The following is a 21,405-nucleotide window of genomic DNA, read 5'->3' on the forward strand; positions in this document are numbered from 1 at the left end:
GCGAGATATCTTCCTTGCCGATGCATCGATCGCATCAAATATTGCACTTGGACTTGACGAAGCTGAAATAGATCGCGAGTGCCTTCTATTCGCGTCCCTAGCGATCTGACGCCCGACTTCTCGATGCCGCCTCTACTCGCGAGAGCGCCCGGGAAAGCACCGTTGAAAAACCCCCTTCATTCTTGCCTTTCAACATGTCCAGGTGCGTACCCTTTACGTGCATGACCTCGATGTCCGGGAGAACTTTACCCCAGCCGTGATCTTCCAATGACAAAGGTCCAGTTCCACTCTCGCTGCGCAGAAGAACGGTGGGAGCGTCGTGGGCGGCCGGCACATAGGCTTGTCCGAGCTGTCGCTGGTGTATGCGGAGACCGGTGCGACGCCGACGCTCTTCCTGTTCATTGAAGTTTGCCGTCCGATCGGACGCGGTTCTGCGAAGATCCTGCGCGAGGTCCGCGAACCATTTTTTCCGCTGCCTCAGCTCGCTATAAAGACGGCGACTCACTGTCTGCAAATGGGGAGACCTGGTGTCGAGAAGCACAACACCGACACGCCGGCCCGAGGAGTGAAGCTGGTTCGCCATCTCGTGGGCCACGAGACCACCGAACGAGTAGCCTGCCAGAAAAACAGGCCCGTCCGGGTCTACGCTTTCAACGGCTTGTATCAGTCTTGCGGCCACGTCTTCGATCGTCGGCCTTGGCAATTCGCCGCCGATAGCGGGATCCAGAAGCCCGACGGCGGTCCACTCGTCCATGAGATTCCGTGCGATCCCCGCGAACGGCAGAACGTGCCCGCCCGCGCCGGACACGATGTAGAGCCGGCGGTCTTCAGAATCCGCTTCGCGCCGATAAACGAGCGGCACGACAAGTGGATCTCCGACGACGAGGCCCGGGCGCTCTACCTCGTGACCGTGGTCCTCTATCAACTTGGCGATGCCCGCGATCGACGGATCTCTGAAAAGCAGTGGAAGCGGCAACTCGACACCAAATTCCTCTACGATTTTAAAGGCCAGTTCCATGAGCAGAAGCGAATCTCCGCCAGCGTCGAAGAAAGAGACCTCCCGGTCGTAATCATCGTGCGAAAGGACTTCCTTCCAAAGAAGGCCGACGGTCGCCTCGATCAACGTTTGCGGGGTGCGCTTCACCGTCTCTTCTCGGGTCGACCGCGCCACCTCCAAAAGCTTCGCGCGATCGATCTTGCCATTCCGCGTTAATGGTAGATGCGAGACCTGAAACAGTCGTGAGGGAACAAGGTATGCGGGGAGCAATTCCTGCAAGCGCCGCCGAACCTCGTTGGGAGACGGGCCCGCGGCAACTGGGTCGGAAGGTGCAAAGAAGCCCAGAAGCCGCTTCTGACCATCATCTGCGTCCGTCGCGATGACATGGGCCTGCGCGATGTCTGGCTGGTCGCTGAGCGCAGCGACGATTTCCGCCGGTTCGACTAGGAACCCGCGTATCTTGACCTGTTGATCCAAACGCCCCCTGAACTCAATTTCGCCATTCTGACAAAGCCGAGCCCGATCCCCGGTCAGGTACATCCTGGCCCCTGGCCTGTCAGAGAAAGGGTCGGGCCGGAACTTCTGGGCCGTCAGATCGGGTGCGTTGAGATAGCCCAAGCCAACTCCAGGTCCGCCCACCGCAAGTTCGCCTTCGATCCCATGCGGTACGGGCGCGCCACGGGCGTCGAGGATATAGACCGATGTGTTTGCGATGGCGCGGCCGATTGGAATCGTGTGCCCCTTCGCGCTATCGCTCGTGACAACATGGGCCGTCGACCAGACCGAGTTCTCTGTGGGCCCGTAGGCATTGACGAGCCGCGTGGCCGGCGCGCTCGCGAGGAAGCGACGCGCGTGGTCGGGCGACATCGCATCGCCTCCGACGAGGACCTGGTGCAAGCCTGCGAACGCAGAGGCACGAACATCCACAAGTTTCTCGAAGAGCGGCGTGGTGATTTCGACCGACGTCACCTCTTCATTCTCAATTTGGCGTGCCAGCTCGGTCAATCCAGGCAGTGGCCAGGGAGCTTGGATGACGTGGCCGCCATTTAGCAGGCTGCCCCATATATCGAATGACGAGACGTCGAAAGTGGTGGGCGCGATCTGGAGGAATGCATGATCCGGACCAAGATCGGCAATGTCTGTATTGATCACCAGCCGCAGGATCCCGCCATGATGGATCGCAACGCCTTTCGGTCGACCGGTCGAACCTGAGGTGAACAAAACGTAGGCCACGTCGTCGTGACCAGCAGAATCTGGCAGTCCGCCTGCATCGGCCCTGGGGGCGATCGGATTTTGCGGTAGGTCAACTACGCGAAGCGGGGTATTCGCCACGTTCAGCAAGGACCCTGCCTGCAATAGCACATGTGTCGAGCCGGCATCCCTTATGATGTCCCTCAGCCGCGATTTCGGACCATCAGGGGCAATTGGCAGATATCCAGTGCCGGCCTTGAGGCAGCCGAGGATACCGGCAACGAAAGCCGGTCGACGCTCGGCACTGACGGCAACGAGCCCACCCCTGACACCGGCATCGCGCAACCGATGCGCGATAGCGTCCGACCAACTGTCGAGCGTACCGTAGTCGATCCGCGTCCCGTCTGGGCCCGTGACCGCCGGCCTTTCCGGCGCCCGTCGCGCCACGTCGCGAAAAACCGCGTGGATCGACCGGTCCACGGGATAGTCTGCCTCCTTCCCGCACATGCTGCGAACTAGCGCGGCCGCCTGCGCATCGCTGGTCAACGCGTGGGTTGAAATCGGGAGATCCGGGTTTTGCGTCATGGCGCCAACCAGCCGCTGGTACATGTCGATCAGCCTCGCAATGGTCGGTCGATCGAACAGATCTGTCCGGAACTCGACAAAACCACCGATGCCATCGACTTCCTCTACCAACATGAAGCTTAAGTCGAAGCGTGCGAAGCGCCGTCCGAGGTCCAGTGCTTCAAGATCATCTCCGCTTCCGATATCTGAACTTCGCCGCGGCATTAGCCCGAAAAAAGCCTGAACCAACGGATGACAGGCGAGGGTCCTCGGCGGGTTGACGGCCTGCACGATGCGCTCGAAGGGCACTTCAGCATGGCGCAGGCCATCCGAAAGCACTTTGCGCGATTGTGCCAACAGATCACCAAAGCTCATGTCTGGCACCAAACGCCCGCGGATAGGCAAGACGTTGACATACAATCCAATCGACCGACCGGACGTCCCTGGCGGGCGGCCATCGACCCCGGTGCCGACGATCAGATCGTCCTGCATTGAAGTGCGGAAAAGCAATGCCTGAAACGCCGCAAGTGCCGCCGCGAAAAGCGTCGTCTGATGCTCGGCGGCAGTATTGCGCAGCTGGTTGCAGAGGTCGCCCGACAGCGTTATCCGCATTCGGTCCCCGAAATAAGCTGCTCGCGCCGGACGCGGCCGGTCCGATGGCAGCGAAAGAACCGGTGGCGCGCCGTCGAGCGCGTCTTTCCAATAGGACAGCATCCGGTCCGCGCGGTCACCGCGCAGCCGGTCACGCTCCCAAAGCGCGTAGTCGCCGAATGGCACCGGCTGCGGCAAGGCCCTATCCTCACCGTGGTAGTGGGCGAGGATCTCTTTATCCATGACCTCCGAGGACACGCCATCCGTGACAATGTGATTCATTCCGAGAACAAGCACACCATCGTCCTCGGAAATCTTCAGGAACCGCGGGCGAAAAAGCGGCCCGGTTTCAATGTCATAGGATTGCGCGATGAAGTCCTGCGCGGCCAAGTTCATTTTCCGCTCAGCATCATCTTCCGACCGCACAGCAAGATCGGTGACTGGGATTTCGACCCGCTCGATTGCGTCGAAGAACTGTACGGGCCGACCATCTCTCCGTGGGAACCGTGCCCGTAAAATCTCGTGGCGATCTACAAGGCTCTGTACGGCGTCGCGCAGGCGCGTCATGTCGACAGCACCGTGGAAACGAATCCCGTGTCCCACGCTGTACCCAAGAGCCGAAGGATCAGCCTTCAAGACAAACCACAACCGCTCCTGCGCGAAGGTCAGCGGCACCTCTTTACCGGCTTCCCGGGTTGGTATTTCGACCCGGCGATGGCGATTGGCCGACACGTTTGTCCCGGCCCGCTTCAGCGCATCGATGGCTTCGGCCATGCCCCGGATCGTTGCGCCGCGGCCGTAGATCGTCTCTGTCGACAGCGTGACGCCGAAGGCATCCTCGATCTCGAGCACCAGGCGGAGAGCTTGAAGAGAGTCTCCGCCGCGCACGACGAAGCTGTCGCTGAGATTGAGTTCACTTATGTTCAGGATCGGCTTCCAGATTTCGGCCAGCCTTCGCTCCAATTCAGACCAAGTGCCGTCATGCTCGGTCTGAGGTGGTCGCCCGAGCCCCAGCGCTTCAAGCGCCTGGCCAGGCTGAAACTTGCCACCGTAGGATCGCGGAACCTTGTCCACGACGATGATCCGGTCGGGCAGCTTGTAGCGCGCGAGGCGCTTTGACAAGGCATCGACCACGGCTTCTTCGGTCAATCTGGTTTCATGCACCGGCGCCACCACGGCGGCAGGTATCTGTCCGAGCGTCGGGTGCGGCAACGCGAAGCAGGCGCAATCGCTGACGCCGTCAATTTCCGCGATCGCCGCCTCGACCTCAAGCGGAGAGATTTTCTGACCGCCTCGATTTATCACGAGCTTCTTGCGACCAGTCACATAGAGATAGCCGTCCGCGTCGAACCGACCCAGATCACCGGTATAGAACCAGCCGTTACGGAAGGCCGCGTCCGCTTCAGGATCATTGTAGTAGCCGGGCGCCATCTCGTCGTTCCTGACGACAATCTGACCTTCGCGCCCGGCCCTGAGCACGTCACCGATATCATCAACGATGCGGACCTCACATTGATAGGGTCGACCGACGGAATTGGCTCGGTGCGGGAGATCGACGGTTTCGCAGGCGATCATGCCAGCATCCGTCGAGCCGTACTTCACAATGCAGGTCAGTCCGAGTTCGCTCTCGAGACGTTCGCGGATGGTCTCCGGGAGCTGATAGCTTGCGGCCCGAACTATGCGCATGTCCCAACGGGCAATGATATCGCGGTGGTCTTCTGCGCGTTCGAGGATTGCCCTATGGTAAGCGGGACCACCAGAAAACCATGTGGTACGGAATGTGTCCGCGAGGCAGAAGAAGTCGTCTGGGTCAAAATCCTGGGAAACAACCACGGTCCCACCGGAATAGACTGCCGACTGAAAGCCGATGTTGATGCCGCCGCCCAAATGTGGCGGCCGGAAATTCAGGCCGATGTCCGCGGGAGTTAGACCAATCGATTGCGACGCGGATCTTGCCCTGCGTACGGCTAGCCAGTGCGGAATGCAGACCGCCTTGGGCCGTGATGTCGTGCCAGAGCTCATCAACAGGTAGGCCAGATCATCCGGACCGGCAGGCCCCGCCTGCGCGGTTGCCCCTATCCGGTCTGCATCAAGGCTGAACCGCCCTGCGGGAGCGTCGGGTTCTGGTTTGAGGGTGATCACCGGCAATCCGGCTTCGCGCGCTGCCTCGCGGGCCGGTGTATGGTCGGATGTCGCGATGACCGCATGCGCGCCGATATGGCCAAAGATACGTGCGTATTCCGACGTCGTGAGCCGGGCATCGATCATCGCCGCGGTGGCGGAGGGCGAAACAGTCTGTAGGGCGACATAGGCTTCCGGTCGCGCCTCGCAGACTATTGCGATACGGCAGCCGATGCCCAAACCAATATCGTTCAAAACCGACCGAACGTCAGTAATCGCAGCCGCTAAATCTGCGAACAGAAGCGGCGCACGATCGGGCGTTAAAAGGCAGGCCGAATCCTTGCGCGCCGCCACGTGAGAAAGCACGACGTCTTCAAATGTCTTCGCTTTTGTTTCCCTTGGAACCACCACCAAGTCAGAATACCGAAGGTATAGCAATTGTTACGAATTTTGGATGCTTGTTGGTGACACAAGCTAAGCGTGTTGTCCACGCCCAAGAAAATGGAGCAGTCAACGGACCTGTTCATCCAGCGTGGGGCGCCTCGGTTCATCCGATCCGACAATGGCCCCGAGTTCATCGCACAGAAAATTCGCGACTGGATCGCCGCCGTCGGTGCAACAACCGCCTACGTCGAACCAGGATGCCCGTAGGAGAACGGTTACTGCGAGAGATTCAACGCCAGATTCACGGACGAGCTACTGCACGGTCAAGTGTTCTATACGCTCAAAGAGGCGCAGATCCTGATCGAGCAATGGCGACATCACTACAATACGGCCAGACCGCACAGTTCCCTCGGCTACCGGCCCCCAGCTCCCGAAGTATTCATACCGATGGATCAGCGACCAACCATACATTAGCATTCAACCGGGATTACCCTAAGGTGGCAGCTCAGCGCGGGCGATCGTGTCGCCGATATTTGGCAAACGGATAAGTCCCTCAGGGCCCTCTCGCTCGAGATAGCATTGGTCATGACCGGGATCTTTTCCCCAGAATTTGCGACCTTGTGCTAGACAAATATGGCTTCACGCTCTCTTGGGGAAAAGTCGTGTTGCCGTGTTCGAATCTGTATTAGGGTGTAGCCTGGCTCGGGTGGTTTAACCACACTCGGCTGCCCTTGCCTGGGGGGGGAGCTGACTACCCCCACTTTAAGACTCCTTTCCGCGGTCGGGCGGCCTTCGGGTCGTCCGGCATGCGGAGAGGAGCCATTCGAAGTGCCTCAAGGACCGAATGGGCACGAAAACGCGAACCGAAGACAAACCTCTGACAAGGCTTTCATAGTCGTAATTACTTATGTACTCACCGAGCGTCGCGAGACCAAGCCGTCTCGGTGGTTCGACGCGGTCAGCCATCAGCTCGCGTAGAACGCCACCTAACCCTTGATACCACCCTTCAGTGAGGCGAAGCGGTCTCCATACTCTGCGTTATCGGCAGGTCGAGTCGGGCACGGTACGCGTTATCGCCAATCCGGCTCAGCATTCCAGGACTGATACCCATATCAGGGGCCGACCGAGGCGCATCATCGATGCAGTGTTCCGGTCATCGAAGACATGGAGTAGAGACAACCATCCACGGCGACATGGTCAGACGTATGCACACCTATTCTGCACTCCGACGTGAGAGACGGCCCACAGGGCTTTGTCTCCTTCTCGCGATCTTTGCGATCGTCATTGGTCTCACGCTGGGACCTCTCCATGCGCAGGAGGCTGTCCCCTCTGAACCGCCCGCCGGCGTAACGGAGACGGCAACGACGGACGCTGGAGGGACAGAGCCCGATGCGGCGCCCATATATCCGGCCGGACTTGCGGATCCGAGCATTCCGCTTGAAGAGCTGGAACTGCGATTGTTGCCTCTGAATGTCGAGCAGTTGAGTGCGCTTGCGACCGCCTGGCAGGAAATCGTCGCCCATCAGACATTGGGTGTCGTCGAGGCAACGCTTGAAGCTGAGCGCCTCGAGGATGACCGGCGCGACACCGCCCGGGAAAGGATCGTTGCCTTGGCGGAGATTCGCGATCTGGGGTTCGCGCATTTCACGGCTGTCGTGAACGAACTCGACAGAAAGGGCGGCGACGAGGCGGTTGTCGCGACATTCCGGAGCTATCGATCCTCAATCATTGTCGAGGAGAAGCAACGGGCAGACTGGCGCACCCTCTTTTCGCAGGCGCTCAACTGGCTTGCATCACCGGACGGTGGTGTGGAGCTAGGGATCAGAGGCATTGTCATCCTCGCGACGTTTGTGGGCCTCCTCATCACCGCGAAAATCATTCGTGCGTACGCAAGGAGGCTGCTTGCGCGCATTCCCACTATTTCCAAGCTCCTGCAAAGTTTCTTCGCCATGGTGATCTACTGGCTGACGATTGTCGTCGGCCTGATGATCGCGCTCTCCGCTCTGGGGGTCGACATCACACCGGTGTTCGCCCTGTTTGGTGGCGGTGCGTTCATTCTTGCCTTTGCCATGCAGGAGACGCTTGGCAATCTCGCCGCCGGGCTGATGATCATGATCAATCGCCCCTTTGACGAGGGCGACTACGTCGATGTCGCCGGGGTGTCGGGAACCGTCAACAGTGTCTCGATCGTATCAACAACCGTAACGACCCCGGACAACCAGGTGATCGTCATTCCGAACTCCAAGGTCTGGGGTGACATCATCACGAACGTCACGGCATCCAAGACACGCCGTGTCGACCTCGTCTTTGGCATTGGATACGGCGACTCGATCGAAGAGGCGCAGAGGGTCCTCGAGGACGTGGTTGCAGCGAACCCGCTTGTTCTTGACGAGCCTGCACCCGTGATCCGTGTCAGTGAGCTGGCCGACAGCTCGGTCAACTTCATCGTGCGCCCCTGGGCAAAGACCGAAGACTACTGGGCGCTCTACTGGGATCTCCAGCGGGCCGTGAAAGAAGCCTTTGACCAGGCCGGGATTTCCATTCCATTTCCCCAAACCGATATGCATCTCCACGTTGCCAACCGCGATGCGACCCAAGTCGAGCCAGTCGGCGAGGACGACCTGGCCCTGGCGGGCGAAACCCGCACCAAGGCGGGCTCAAGCTATGCGCAGGATGACGGCGAGCGTGACGTCGAGAACGATGAGGAGCGCACGAACAACTGACGCTCCGGTCTATTCTTCCGCGCAAGGTCGCAAGGGTATGCACACAAAGATAACGGGGATCCGTGGTTGAGTGCGAGGCTTGCGTTCACGGCATCATGAATTGAGCGGGCAAAGAAGTGATCTCACTTGTCCCCACCTGCGAAGGGCTCCCGGCCCAGAGCGATCGCGACTTTGTGGACGGCACCAGGGAGGGCACCGTTGCGTAGCACGGGATGACCAACCGAAACTTATCTCGCGCAGACCAATAAACCGGTGGTTGGAGGGACGTTCGCCCCTCCTGCCCCGGCTGGCCACCGTCTCTCATCTTACTTTCGCGTCGTACCAAATCCGATCACGTCAAAACGGTCCGCATCCAACCTCAACCGTATTTTCCGACCGGACCACTGGATCTCACGGACATCGTGGCGTCGCGGATCTATGTCCAATCCAAATCTGATCATGAATGCGTTCATTTTCTTCTTTTCCAAATCTCTAAATGAATTTCGGTGTCATCTTTCAGATCCCGGCACGCATCAGCATGCGGCCGAAGACCCCTGCATTGGACCAGCGCTCGGCGATAAGGGCCTGCCGGTAGATGTCTTTCCGAGCTTGTGAACGAACATCTCTGCGGGCGATGGTGGTGTAGATCCTAGCAGGCCTCCCTATGTTCACTTTGACGTGCCTCAACCGGGCTTCAGTCAATAAACGCCCCTGCCCCTCCAACTGCATCGGAAGCAGACATTCGTCCGGCACTGACCAGGCGAACCTCCCGCCTTACCTCCCCCGGGGCACTGGAGAGGTCAAAAGTCGGATCGCAACAACGTGAGACATCGCGCGTCGACGCGGCACGAAAACCAGAGCGGGCCAGACGTCCGGAGACTTCGCCCGGAGCGGATGATCACAGCGGCTACGGGTCCTACCCGAGGAGCGGCCCAACGCAAACGAGAAAGGCGCCAGATATTCCTCTGACGCCTTTCCAAGCTGCCCTTAGGTTCTTCCCTATGGGTGAGCGTTACACCGGCGGCTACTTGTTCTTGCCCTTTGCCTTGCCGCCCTTCTTACTCTTTGAGCTGGCGCTCGCGCTCTTGCTCGACTTGCTTCCAGCATTGGCCTTGTTGTCCTCGGCCTGCTGCTTGTTGGCATAGGCGCCGGCCTTGCCTGCGTTTGACCGCTCAAAGCCGCGCTCGGACCGGCGGATTTCGTCCACGGTCACCCCCTCGATCTCGACGTCCACTGTTTCGGTTGTCATGATTGGCTCGCCTTTTTCGTAGAGCGGATCACCTGTGTCAGGGTCCGTCGCCTGAACCATGGCAGGCTCGCCGTTAGCGTCGATGCCCTCGACCATGATCGGCGCGCCTTGTTCGTAGAGCAGTTCGCCGGTTTCGGGATCGGTTGCCTGCACCTCTTGCTCAACCTCTACGGTGACCGGCTCCGGGTTCGTATTGTACTGGCGGTAGGCAATGGCGCCGTGGTGCGGTCCAAGGACCTCGACGAACTCCTCTTCGGTGAGGACCTCATCGCCATTGGTGTCGAGCTCCGAAAATGTCGCAGCAAAACCAGTTGAGGTCGTCATCGCCAGGATAAATGCGGTGGCGGTTCCAAGTCTCAGAAAATTGGGGGTCATTGTCCCGTGCCTTCCCTCTCGTTTGTGCTGCCCCCGAAAAGCCGAGATCGCCCTCAACCAAGGCAAAAGCGTGGCGGCGATTGGGATAATTGGCGGCGGAAACCTGTTCGTCTTTCCCGAGATCGATGGTAATGTAGTCACCGGCACGGGCTGTTTGGGCACACCTGCCTGCCCTTGTCTGGGGGGAGAACTGTCCTTCCCACGACAATGCTCCTTTCCACGGTCGGGCGGCCTCCGGGTCGTCCGACTTGCGGAGCGAGCCTACCCAATCTGCGCCCAATAAGACCGGTTTGATCTCGCCTTGAGGCGTCTAACTGACATCTCCCGAGGAAGATTGAAGACTTGTCGCAGGGCCCGACGGGGAGAGTGCACCCGGATATCCCCTTCAGCGGAAAACAAAAAACGGCGCCCCGGATCGGCCTCGGGACAGAGCCGGATCCAAGACGCCGCTTTATTGGACCCGTGGGAGCATTAGGTCCAGAATTCGTCGGCGAGGCCCAAATACAAACACGGGCGTCAACTCACTACGACACACTCACACTCACTCGCACACACACTAAACATCAACTCGCTACTGAAATTACATTAGCAAACCTAATGATGTATAAGTGTAATCAAATTCACATTCAGGGATGAATTCCAACCCATAGCGGGAAACAAACTGTTTCTGGTCGCGGTACTGGCCGACCAAGCCGGTACACGACGTCCGCACTCGGCCACCCAAAGTCCAGGAGCGCCTAGTTCGTGTAGTAACTCGTGTACTTCTCTTTGTACGAGTAATAGCCGCTATAGGCATATTTCGCCGCCTTGCCCGTGTTCACCTGCGTCATGGCAACACCGGCAATGGGTGCACCGACTGAGCGCAGCTCTTTCAGTCCTTCGAGTACCGCCCCGCGATAAAAAGAAAAGGAGAGGCCGAAGCCCCTCCCTACCCGACCGGTCCCTGTCCCTCGACTTATTTCGGTGTCCAGTCCAACGGCGACCGTGTTCTCCGGTCTGCCAGCTTATGTTCCGCGCGCTTGTCGCGATTCAGATCAATTCCGATCCCGAAATTTATATTGAAAGCATCCATCGTTAATTCCCTCCTCGTCAAACCTTGAACGCGTTGCCTGGGTCAGATCCCCGCGCGCATCATGAGGCGTCCAATCAGACCTGCATTGGCCCAACGCTCCGCGACCAGGGCCTGGTGGTAGATCTCTTTCCGAGCGGCGCTGCGGACATCTGTTCTGGTGCGGGTTGCGTAGAGTTGCATGGGGCTATCTCCGATCTCTCGATTCAATCTATCCAGATCGCAACCTCCGTTCTGTGATCTGCGCCACATTTTCGCCATAATTCTGATGCCTTGAGCGCGTTTACAGCCTAACTAATTGTTAACGATGTAAAAAATCAAGGAGCAATTGGTGATGTCAGATATCTTGAGGGTCCCCAAGGACCATATCGCTCTGACCTGCGCCCCTCGAAGAGCCACCTTGCTGGTCAACGAAGGCCGAATCGTAAATCCGAGGCTTAGAATTCAAGACCGTCTCAATGCGGATCAGGAGACCGAGGAAAGAAGGATTAAAGATCTGCCCGGTCGACGGTTTCAGGCAAAGCGCGCTGCCAAATGCGCGGCGGCGCCAAAGGATCGGGCGCGCCCCTCGGCAATCAGACCGCGCTCAAGACGGGCCTCCACTCGGCGGAGGCGAGAATGCGTCGCCTCATTCGCGAGCTCTCTCGACATCATCGACGAGATCTCCTGGACACGTTGTAGGCCGCCGCCTGGCGGTGGACGTTCGACGGGGAGCAGACTTTGGGCACATTCAGGATCGCTCTTTTGGATTGGAAATCGCGTCTATACGCAGTAATTTATCCATTGGTCGGGTTCATGAGGTGAATTCCGAGCAATTCTGCACCGCGTGCTCGACAGAGGCGCGGTGGTTTACGAGTGCCCAAGAACCGACCGAATTGGAACCGCTCGCGCAGGACAAGGACTTAATGATTTTCAACTCCAAGCGCACGAAGAACGGTGCCGGTTCTGCACCGGCCCCCGAGGCCGACGCCAGGTCGAGCGGGGCGAGGTCCGCGATCCGGATCATAAGAAACAGCCACGATCGCCCCGCGGATGAAATTTCCAAAGACGGCACGAGATATACGCCGGACCTCATGGCCGCGATCCGGTCCGGCCAGGTGATTGATGAAGATGACTGGGGCCTACGAGAGCCGGATCATAGCCCGCAGGATGACCTTACCCTAGACCTGATGCCGCATATGCGTGTGGATCCTCAAAGGCGTGGTTAGTCCGCCAGAGGGCAATGTCGCCAACCGGATGGCGCGGGGGCAGCACTGACCGACGCCAGATATTATGGACCGGGCTGCTGCGCACGGCCGCTCCAGCGATAAGCCCACAAACTCACCCATTCTTTGATGCCGCGGTGCAAGGTGTAGTGGATCGATACGGCCAGGAAGCGCCAAAAGAAGTCTGTCGATTTCTTCTTGGTCCTTCGCAATCGGCCGGTGCGTTATCGGCAGTTCGAGTCGGGCATGGGGCACGTTATCAGCAGTTCGAGTCGGAACAAGACTTCTAGGCACACCACGCAAACTTCCAGGACCACCTAGTTCGTATAGTAGCTCGTGTACTTCTCTTTGTACGAGTAATACCCGCTGTAGGCATATTTCGCCGCCTTGCCCGTGTTCACCTGGGTCATCGCGACCCCGGCGATCGGCGCGCCGACCGAGCGGAGTTCCTTCAGTCCCTCGAGCACCGCGCCACGGGGGGTTTCGTTCCAATGGACAAGATAGACGACCGCATCGGCCTGCTTCGAAATGATCCTGGCATCGGACACGACGAGCGTGGGCGGCGTGTCGAGGATCACCAAATCATATCTTTCGGACAGATCCTCAATGAGTTGCGCGAACTTCCGCGACGAGAGGATGTCTGCGGCGTTCACGCCGCTGCTTTGTTCTTCTTTCACAGTGGTCAGGATGTGAAGGCCGGTCTCAGCGTCCTTGTAGACCGCCTCATCGATCGTCGCCTCGCCCTCGAGAACCGACATCAGCCCGTATTGATGCGCTTCTGCGCCGATAAGACCTGCCAGCTGAGGCAGCCGCAGGTCGCAATCGAGAATGATGGCCGATTTGCCCATCTGCTGGCTTGTCAGCGCCACGAGCATCGAGGTTGTCGACTTGCCCTCGCGCGGCAGAGACGAGGTGAACATCACGACCTTTGGCGGGTCGTCGATGTTAGAGAACAGGATACTCGTTCTGAGATTGCGGACGGACTCGACCAGCGAGGATTTTGGCCTCTCCCGGACATACTGGATGATCCGCGCACGTCGCATGCGGCGGCCAGCGGTCGGAAGAACGCCGAGAACGGTTTCCCGAGTCATTTCCTCGAGTTCACCGCTGGAACGGAAGCAGTTATTGAGGCGGTCGAGGAGGAAGACAAAACCGACACCCACGATTGCGCCAATCACGGTCGCGATGAGTTGGGTGCGACGCTCTGAAACCCGCTCCGGCGACAGGGGGCGCTCCGCCGGCGAGAGAATATGCGCATCGGCCTCGAGAAGATCGAGTTGGACATTGGCCTCTTCCAGGCGGCCCAGGAAGTTTTCGTAGATGACGCGGCTGGCCTCGGCCTCTCGGTTCAGTTGCCGCAGCTCCAGCTGTTGTGCGGATTGCTCGGCGAGAACGCCCTCGAGGACAGAAAGTTCCTCTCTCAAGGCTTTCTGTTGCGCCTCGGCCGCGCGGAGGTCCAGTTCCGCCGCCTCGACGATCACGGCGACCTCGTCTTGAATTCTTTCGCGGACCCGCTCAAGCCTCTGATCGATGAGTTGCATCGCGCGATTGTCGACCGCGAAGGTGAACTCGAGCTCAGCTCTCTGATTGAGCAGTTCAACCTCTTCCCGTCTATACCCCTGGATCAACGGCGACGCCCTGAACTGCGAGATCGCGCCGAGATCGGACCCCTCTTCGAGCGCCTGTGTCAGACGCGAATAAACGGCCTCGGCCCGCGACCCCTCCACGCGGGCCTGTGACAGCGCCCCATTAAGAGCACTTAACTGGCTGCGGGTGATCTCCGACGACTGCCCGACTTGCAGCGACATTTCGAACTCAAGCTGCTCCACGGCCTTTTCTGCGGCCTGAACTTTCACGCGAAGCTCGTCCACGCGATTGGTGAGCCAGTCCGTGGCCGACCGGGCGCGGTCAATCTTGGAAGCGACCTGGTCCTCGATATATTGCTGCGCAAACGCGTTGGCGACCCGCTCCGCCGTTACCGGGTTCGTCGACCGGAAGGAGATGTCGATCACGCGGCTCAGGTCCACCTGGGTCAGGATGATCCGAGCGTTCACATTCCGAATAACCGCCAGCCGCTCCCGCCGCCCAAGTTCGACCGGATCGCGGTCGGGCGGCGGTGGGCTGACGAGCCCCATGTTCTCCGCGATTTCCATGATTTCCGGTGGGAGGGTGACCCACTCTCCGAACCGATCGAGCAGCTTCGGCTCTGGCACCCTGAGATAGGGATTGAACTCGGGGTTCCGATCGAGATTCAGCTGATCGATCACCCGCTCGATCAGAACCGTTGAACGCAGGACCTGCATCTGGTCCTGCAAGCTTCCTCGAGCTTGCCGGTCGGGTGTGATCTGCTGTAGGTTGCCGATATTGGTCCGGTCCGGATCGAACATCACCGTTGCCGTCGCGCGGTAGATCGGCGTCGTCTGCGTCGAGGCGAAAAAGCCAAGCGTGGCCCCGATAAGCGTGCAGACAAGGATGATCCATTTGCCGTGCCAGACCGTCAGCAGAAGGGCACGGATGTCGATCGTGTCTGCATCGTCATCCTGCACTGCATCTGTCACATAAAGGCGCTGGGCGTGATAGCCCTCCGGCTGTTTTGGCTGCAGCTTGTTCATGCTCTCTCAAATATACCCAAAGACTTTATTTTGAAACTGTGCATCGCCTATAAACAGATGCCATCTTCGCGGGGTTTCGGTGAAATGCAAGCATAGCACGTACCGCTGGGTTTGTGGCTCTGGATCTCGGCATGCGTGACGATCATTACGAAGGCACCCTGCCACACAATTTGCGCCAGAGACGCCTGATGTGGTTTGCCATGGAAGCGATGGGCACGACATGACATGTCCATCACATATGTCTGTTATTATTTGTAATTTTTTAAATCATTCCGATTTGTAGAAGTATCGAGCTAGGTTGGAAATGACACATCCGCTGAGCGAAGAAGACGCATTGAGAATTGCGCAACGCATAATGAAACAGCTCATCTCAGACAACGACGCGCTTGTGCGACGTCCTCGCGAAATGGCCCGGTTGGCGTCCCGTCACTGAGTTCGTCGCGCAGGCCGTGAGAGACGGGATTGCCGCTGTCGGTGCCAGGACCGCGTACATAGAACCGGGATCACCCCGGAGGAATGGCTATGTCGAGAGCTTCAACGCCCGGTTAAGCGACGAGCTGCTGAATGGAGATCTTCTGCTCGCTCCGAGAGGCCCAGATCATCATTGAGACATGTCGTCGGCACTACAACACGGCCAGTCCGCATAGTGCACTCGGCTACCGACCGCCGGCCCCCGAACAATCATTCCGATGGTTGAGAGGCCAGCCATGCACCAACACTCAACTTGGGCCAGTCAAATCGGGCTGCTCAGCGAGGCGCAGGCTTCGTGGGCACATCCAAGATGGCTCTTTTGGATTGGACATCGCGTCAATACGAAGTAATTTCAAACCTGATCGAGTTAATGAGTTGAATTCCGAGCTGTTAGGTGGCGCCTGCTCGACACAGGGGCGGTGGTTTACGAGTTCCCCAAAGCCGGCCAAATTCCATCCGCTTGCGCAGGACAGGACTTCATCATTTTCAACTCCAAGCGAACAAAGAAGGCTGCCAGTGCTGCGCCGGACCCCGGGCACAACGCGAGGACGACCAAAGCCCGGCCCGCGATCCGGATCGTGAGGAACAGCTCTGATCGCGCGTCGGATGAAATTTCAAAGGACGGCACGAGATATACGCCAGAGCTCATGGCGGCGATCCGGTCCGGTCAGGTGATTGACGAAGAAGACTGGGCCTCAGGGAGCCGGATCCTAGCCCGCAGAGTGACCAGACCCTTGGACTGATGCCGCATATGCGTCTGGATACCCAAAGGGTTAGCTAGTCCGCCAACGGGCAATGTCGCCAACCGGATGGCGCGGGAGAAGCCCTCTTCGAGGCCTTGTTGCACAGATCGGGGCCTGACCGAAGTTCCCCTTTCCCCGAACGGATTTACTCTACGGACACTGTCACAGGTCTGCCAAGCGTGGTGTAGCCGTTCAGGACGGCGATACGGACCCTGCAGTTCCGCGACCTGGCGATCGAAGTCTCGGGCCATCAGGGATTGGCCGAGCAGCTTGATGCAGTTCATCTTTGACTCGACCCGGCTCCGGCGGTGATATCCGCTCCACCGTCGCCAGATGGCGCGGCCCAAGTACTTCGCGGTTCGCAGCGCTTCGTTGCGAGCGACTGCACCAGGGCTTGTCGGTTTCCAAGGCTTTGCGTTCTTGCGTGGCGAGATGGCAGCGGCGGCGCCGCGGGCCGCGATCGCCTCGTGGCGTTTGCGGATGTCATAGGCACCGTCGGCAGTCATCGAACCGATCTGCTCCCCTGGCGGGATCTGGTCGAGCAGGTCAGGTAGGACAGGCGCATCACCTATGTTGCATCCGGTGACCTCGACGGCCCCGATCTCTAGCGTTTCCTCGTCAATTCCGATGTGTATCTTGCGCCAGATGCGCCGCTTGGAGCTACCGTGCTTGCGGGCGTTCCATTCGCCTTCACCCTCGGCCTTGATGCCGGTGCTGTCGATCGGCAAGTTCAGCGGGCCTTTCCCTCCACGGTAGGGGATAGCCACGTTCAGCGTCCGCTGGCGTCGGCACAGGGTGCTGAAGTCCAGCACCGTCCAGTCCAACCCGACGAGCCGAAGGAGACTTTCGACGAATCCAGTCGTCTTTCGCGTCGTCATTGGCGCTCAGACCAATGGCGCTCCTAATGACGACCATGCCAAACAGAACCTTCATCGTCAGGCATGTCTGAATCGCCGCATCGCTGAAGCTCGGCTGCCGCCCACGCTTTCCGGTTGGAGGTGGTCTCCACATCATGTCGGGATCAAACCAAACCGTCAGCGAACCACGCCGCCTCAGCGCCTCATTGTAAGCCGACCAGTTCGTGGTCTTATACTTCGTAGGGGCCCAACTGCTCATGCCTCCCAGCTATCATTCTGGATTCATGCAGTGAATCCCTCGAACGATTTGTGCAACAAGGCCGCGCGGAACACAGGTCACGATGATCTAATTGCGGTCGCTCACTGCGCGCGCAGTCAATCGACGCCGTTCTTACAGTGGAGGATTTGCTTTGGGGGAGTGCACTCAGGGGCACGGAAATGCCCCTATCCCGAATGTCGACTGGGAGAATTGCTGGCTCAGACGGGCCGATGTCTTGTGTCTAGAGTGGACTGGAACGAGTAAAATCTCGGATCAAGGGGCATTGACTGATTGAAGGAGGTCAATCGCTCATTTTCGAACCCGCGCTACAAAGTCTCCTCTGTTCCAGTTAAAACATTCAGAACCGGAAGCCCTTTTATTTCATTCAGGCGATCTTCACCGCGGAGAAAATTGAGCTTACCATCTTTATCTCTGCTCTCTCGGCAGAACCCATTGAAATTAATAGTATTTCTAGTGAGTTGAGAAAGCTTGTCTGTTATCAAATCATTTCGTACAAAATATGCATTGTTACCAGTCATTCCCGTGCCAACTAACGTGTAGCCCTTCTCGCTTAGGACGTGTTCAATTGCTTTTATAGATGCTCCAAAATATAGATTCGAATGATGCTTTTCTGTTCTGTAAAATCCAGGATCATAAGGCACTGATATTGCTCTATCTGTTCCAAAGTATGGGTTGAACTCACTGATTATTATTCTGGGTTCAAACACATTAATTGCTTTTAGAATGTGGTAATCGTTCCCATCAATATCAATTGAAAGGATTCCTAAGTCCCGATCAAAATTTGATTGTGAAAGAAGCTCATTAATATTTTCTTTATCAACAAATGCAGCTACAGATTGTAAGTCGTGCTTCCAGTAAAAATAACTATTTTTTAGTCGCAGCATGTTTTCACCTGAACCATCAATTACAAATCCCTGCCAGTCCGACGACATTAAGAGATAACGACAGTTACTTTCAAAGAAATCTTCAACTCCAAACTCGACAAACGTTTTGTTTTGGATCTCAACTTCGCGGATAAGAAACTGTATGATTCCATCTTCGCCCCATTGAGAAAAAACTCTCCACTCATAGTCACTTAAATTTCCGGCTTTTTTTGTTGAGTACAATTCTTCTAGAATTTTGCCCTGGTTCATCAAAATAGTTTCAGCGACTTTTTCATCCTGTAAATAAGGACGTACTTTTTTTAGCATGTTTAAAACAATTTTTTTCATTGTTTTTTCCGCCCTTCAGCCAGCGAACCTTTCAGCATCCCAGCAGTAAAGCCAAACTCTTTGCAAAGACGCTTTTCTTCTTTCAATGCGTTAGCACGTTCGTTCTTCTTAGCTTCAACCATCTTCCGCTGAATTGCTTCCATTTTCAGCTTTCAGTTCGTCATAACATTTCACCTCACACCTCCACCAGTTAAGTATCAATCTGATATTATAGATTTTTTAAGCGGATAAACAGAACCTTTTTCCTTGTCTTGGAAATTGGGGTGGATACTGTACAGATGCGAATCGTTCGCAAGTAGTCTGGAGGGTCCCATCCTCCATGGTAAGAAACGAAAAGGGCTACCCGGAAGAGCAGCCCCATGTAGTCATCAGGTTGGTTTGGATCTCTACGCCATTTCCCGCTGAAGGATGTTCCTGACAGTAGTTGGATGCCAGTTGCTTTTCTTTGCCGTTCTTACTCCCATTCGATTCAGCTGACCCGCAATCTGTTGATGCGACATTCCTGAGTCCCGCATAGGTGCAATGGTATTGATGACTTTGAGAGCATGGTTATCTGCAGCCAGACGGAGGGATTCATTCCTGGCAGTAAGTCCATCTCTGTTACCACCAAGTTTCACACCACGCTTCTTTGCTTCAGCCAATGCGTGCTTGGTTCTCATCGATATGAACTCTCTTTCCTGCTCTGCCAAAGCCGCGTAGAGATGTAGCTGGAGTTTATCGGCATATGGCATCGTAGCTACTGTAAAGTTGAGTCGCCTGCGTTCCATAAAGGTGGCAATGAAAGAGACCCGGCTACTTAGTCGATCCAACTTACTACAGAGAAAAGTTCCATTCTTCTTCTCAGCCAGGTCGATAGCTTCCCATAACTCTGGGATGTCTGTTTTTCTACCCGACTGAATGCCAGTATAGGTTCCGATTACCTCGAATGGCTGATGCACATAGTTGTTTAGGTACAGATCAATGTCACGCTGTTGAGCATCAAGTCCTAAACCTGAGTCCCCTTTCTGTTGGGTGCTGACTCGACGCCACAAAACATACTTTTTCACAATGAGTCCATCAGGTTGGCCCACTTTAATATATTACCATATGGACCTATATTTGCAAATACTCAAGGGCCGTTGTGCTTAATATGTATTATTGATTTGGTAGTTCAAAATTATATTCAACTTTTGAAATTGAGTGGGGGAGGACAGGTGACGTGATATTTAGGGGGGATTTTTTATTAAATCTGCGTACTGGGCTACGTGATGTCGAGTTAATAGAGCGGACCTACAGTGGAAAATGAATCCTCCAGTGGAAAACGACTTGCTTTTTATAAGGCAATATTTTTGCGAGACAAAGAGCTCCTACCAGGGACTAATGAAGCTCCCGCAATAATAAAAGATTGATTTATTTGACAAAACAAGTTGTTGGAAATCTCAGCGAGTCGGCATATAAAATGGATATTTTATACAGATTTAATAGTGAGCTTAACCTTAATTAGGTGTAACTACTTGGTTATAAAGGTGCGTTTATTTCGCACCCCAAGAAATAGTATAATAAGTCAAAAGATTCAGGTTCAATTACCCCATGCGCTTTAGGGCAGATACGGGTGCTGCACCTTCATCATGTTCTCATATCTGACCTTCAGGCTGGGTCCCTGCCCATATGAACCGGCGATATCACCCTGCTTGTGACCTGTGATGTAGTCTTGGATCTCTTTGGCAATGCCAGGATCCCTAGCACGGTCCTTGAAGCTGTGGCGTAGGCTATGGAGCGACACTTCAGGAGCATCGTTCACCTTGTCGATGTAGGCGTTGAGGGCGTCCTGTGTGACCTTCAGAGGCAGCTTGCCAGAGAGGTCTGGAACTGCCTCAAGGAGGGGGACCATTGCCTTGGTGCCCTTGGTCTTGGTGTCCATGAACCGGATATCCAGATGCTGTATGCCGTCTTCTGACGTGCGATAGTGTTCAGGCTTGAGGTTGAGGACATTACCGCTGCGCATCCCTGTGGTAGCCAAGATGGTGAAGGCCAAGCGTACGTTCTCAGGCATGTCGAGCTTGAAGAGGGAGTCCATTTCCTCGGGATACAGGGGGCGCTTCTGAATTCCATCCCTGCCGAGACCCTTGGTAGGGACCTGCAGGAAGGGGTTTTCACTTATGCCAAGGTCCCTCTTGGTGCAGGCCCAATTGAAAACACCGCTCAGCGCAGCCTTCAGGACCTTGACGCTGCTATTGGACAGATCCTCTCCCTGTTCTTCCAAGAACTCGTAAGCGTCGTACCGATCTACTTCAGCGAGGGGCTTCTTTCCGAATGGATGCTCCAGCCACTTCTTCAACTGCTTTCGGTCGTGCTTCCGCTGCTTCTCCGTTCTTGTGGCGAGATAGGCAGCAATGACGTGGGCGAGGGTGGGGGCATCTGAATCGTCGGATAGATCAGGGGTTCCTTCTTCGGAATGCAGGTGAATGACGGGGACATGCTTTGCGAATGTTAGGCACTTCTCCCCAAGCCCCTTCTGTTTCTGCTCCATAGCGGCGAGTGCCATGGTTTGCTCAATGGAGAAGGTTATTGGGCTTTGCGGCCTCTAGGATCGCTTCTCGGTCGCTGTCGGACACCATAGAGAGAACACGGCTGCTAATGGTCTTTCCTTGGAACATGCCGAGCATCGAAGCCAGCCTCCGCAACTGAACGTGGTTCGTAACATTCCAGGTATGCTCTTTGCCCCGATAAAGCATCCGACTGAAAACCTGAATCGCGGGGATTCCTGTTGGAGCTGATTTGTGATTCATCCTGTCTGGGAGGAT

The 21,405-nt window shown here is 56.6% G+C and carries 11 protein-coding genes and 3 pseudogenes; 4 read left to right on the forward strand and 10 right to left on the reverse strand.

All coding sequences use genetic code 11. From position 1 onward, the window contains the following. Positions 1–97 precede the first annotated feature (97 nt). Entirely contained in the window at positions 98–5,818 is a 5,721-nt protein-coding gene (locus tag RXV90_RS19340) for a non-ribosomal peptide synthetase (RefSeq protein WP_316650784.1), read from the reverse strand. A gap of 159 nt (positions 5,819–5,977) precedes the next feature. On the opposite strand from RXV90_RS19340, the pseudogene RXV90_RS19345 reads away from it, so the two are divergent. Further along, a pseudogene (locus tag RXV90_RS19345) lies at positions 5,978–6,322 on the forward strand (integrase core domain-containing protein); the annotation flags it as partial. 731 nt (positions 6,323–7,053) lie between these two features. Beyond that, positions 7,054–8,571, forward strand: coding sequence for a mechanosensitive ion channel family protein (locus RXV90_RS19350; RefSeq protein ID WP_316650786.1), 1,518 nt, complete (start codon positions 7,054–7,056; stop codon positions 8,569–8,571). A 1,003-nt stretch (positions 8,572–9,574) separates the two neighbouring features. Here RXV90_RS19350 and RXV90_RS19355 read toward each other — a convergent pair. Both RXV90_RS19355 and RXV90_RS19360 read right to left on the reverse strand, forming a co-directional pair. Beyond that, positions 9,575–10,174 carry a hypothetical protein gene (locus RXV90_RS19355; protein ID WP_316650788.1) on the reverse strand — a complete coding sequence of 200 codons (600 nt, stop codon included), beginning with the start codon at positions 10,172–10,174 and terminating at the stop codon, positions 9,575–9,577. A 1,114-nt stretch (positions 10,175–11,288) separates the two neighbouring features. Beyond that, the gene (locus RXV90_RS19360; protein WP_316650790.1) at positions 11,289–11,426 is read right to left on the reverse strand and encodes a hypothetical protein; all 138 of its coding nucleotides are present in this window, start codon (positions 11,424–11,426) and stop codon (positions 11,289–11,291) included. A gap of 692 nt (positions 11,427–12,118) precedes the next feature. On the opposite strand from RXV90_RS19360, the gene RXV90_RS19365 reads away from it, so the two are divergent. After that, positions 12,119–12,451, forward strand: coding sequence for a hypothetical protein (locus RXV90_RS19365; protein WP_316650791.1), 333 nt, complete (start codon positions 12,119–12,121; stop codon positions 12,449–12,451). Between the two features lie 314 nt (positions 12,452–12,765). On the opposite strand, the gene RXV90_RS19370 is transcribed toward RXV90_RS19365, so the two are convergent. Continuing rightward, positions 12,766–15,060 carry a GumC family protein gene (locus RXV90_RS19370; protein WP_316650793.1) on the reverse strand — a complete coding sequence of 765 codons (2,295 nt, stop codon included), beginning with the start codon at positions 15,058–15,060 and terminating at the stop codon, positions 12,766–12,768. A 431-nt stretch (positions 15,061–15,491) separates the two neighbouring features. Here RXV90_RS19370 and RXV90_RS19375 point away from each other — a divergent pair. Further along, positions 15,492–15,738 (forward strand): annotated as a pseudogene (locus RXV90_RS19375) (integrase core domain-containing protein); the annotation flags it as partial. Between the two features lie 681 nt (positions 15,739–16,419). Here RXV90_RS19375 and RXV90_RS19380 read toward each other — a convergent pair. The 6 genes and pseudogenes from RXV90_RS19380 to RXV90_RS19405 form a co-directional block, all read right to left on the reverse strand. Further along, a pseudogene (locus tag RXV90_RS19380) lies at positions 16,420–17,390 on the reverse strand (IS5 family transposase). A 326-nt stretch (positions 17,391–17,716) separates the two neighbouring features. Then, a complete protein-coding gene (locus RXV90_RS19385; protein WP_316650795.1) occupies positions 17,717–18,622 on the reverse strand; it encodes a hypothetical protein in 906 nt (301 codons plus the stop codon). Beyond that, a complete protein-coding gene (locus RXV90_RS19390; RefSeq protein ID WP_316650797.1) occupies positions 18,619–18,765 on the reverse strand; it encodes a hypothetical protein in 147 nt (48 codons plus the stop codon). Before RXV90_RS19390 ends, RXV90_RS19385 begins: the two co-directional genes overlap by 4 nt. A 243-nt stretch (positions 18,766–19,008) precedes the next feature. After that, the gene (locus RXV90_RS19395) at positions 19,009–19,668 is read right to left on the reverse strand and encodes a recombinase family protein (protein ID WP_316650799.1); all 660 of its coding nucleotides are present in this window, start codon (positions 19,666–19,668) and stop codon (positions 19,009–19,011) included. 530 nt (positions 19,669–20,198) lie between these two features. Further along, positions 20,199–21,146: a tyrosine-type recombinase/integrase gene (locus tag RXV90_RS19400; RefSeq protein ID WP_316650801.1), complete on the reverse strand. Its 948-nt coding sequence runs from the start codon at positions 21,144–21,146 to the stop codon at positions 20,199–20,201. A 7-nt stretch (positions 21,147–21,153) separates the two neighbouring features. Then, positions 21,154–21,405, reverse strand: a 252-nt coding sequence (locus RXV90_RS19405) for a hypothetical protein (protein ID WP_316650803.1), incomplete at its 5' end; no start/stop codon positions are given.

It is taken from the genome of Ovoidimarina sediminis (assembly GCF_032586175.1).
GTDB lineage: Bacteria > Pseudomonadota > Alphaproteobacteria > Rhodobacterales > Rhodobacteraceae > Ovoidimarina > Ovoidimarina sediminis.

Bases quoted from the DNA above. Each gene is read 5' to 3' on its own strand.
- RXV90_RS19400 (WP_316650801.1), bottom strand. From the start codon at position 21,146: ATGGCACTCGCCGCTATGGAGCAGAAACAGAAGGGGCTTGGGGAGAAG.
- RXV90_RS19385 (WP_316650795.1), bottom strand. From the start codon at position 18,622: ATGAAAAAAATTGTTTTAAACATGCTAAAAAAAGTACGTCCTTATTTA.
- RXV90_RS19390 (WP_316650797.1), bottom strand. From the start codon at position 18,765: ATGGAAGCAATTCAGCGGAAGATGGTTGAAGCTAAGAAGAACGAACGT.
- RXV90_RS19360 (WP_316650790.1), bottom strand. From the start codon at position 11,426: ATGCAACTCTACGCAACCCGCACCAGAACAGATGTCCGCAGCGCCGCT.
- RXV90_RS19350 (WP_316650786.1), top strand. From the start codon at position 7,054: ATGCACACCTATTCTGCACTCCGACGTGAGAGACGGCCCACAGGGCTT.
- RXV90_RS19370 (WP_316650793.1), bottom strand. From the start codon at position 15,060: ATGAACAAGCTGCAGCCAAAACAGCCGGAGGGCTATCACGCCCAGCGC.
- RXV90_RS19355 (WP_316650788.1), bottom strand. From the start codon at position 10,174: ATGACCCCCAATTTTCTGAGACTTGGAACCGCCACCGCATTTATCCTG.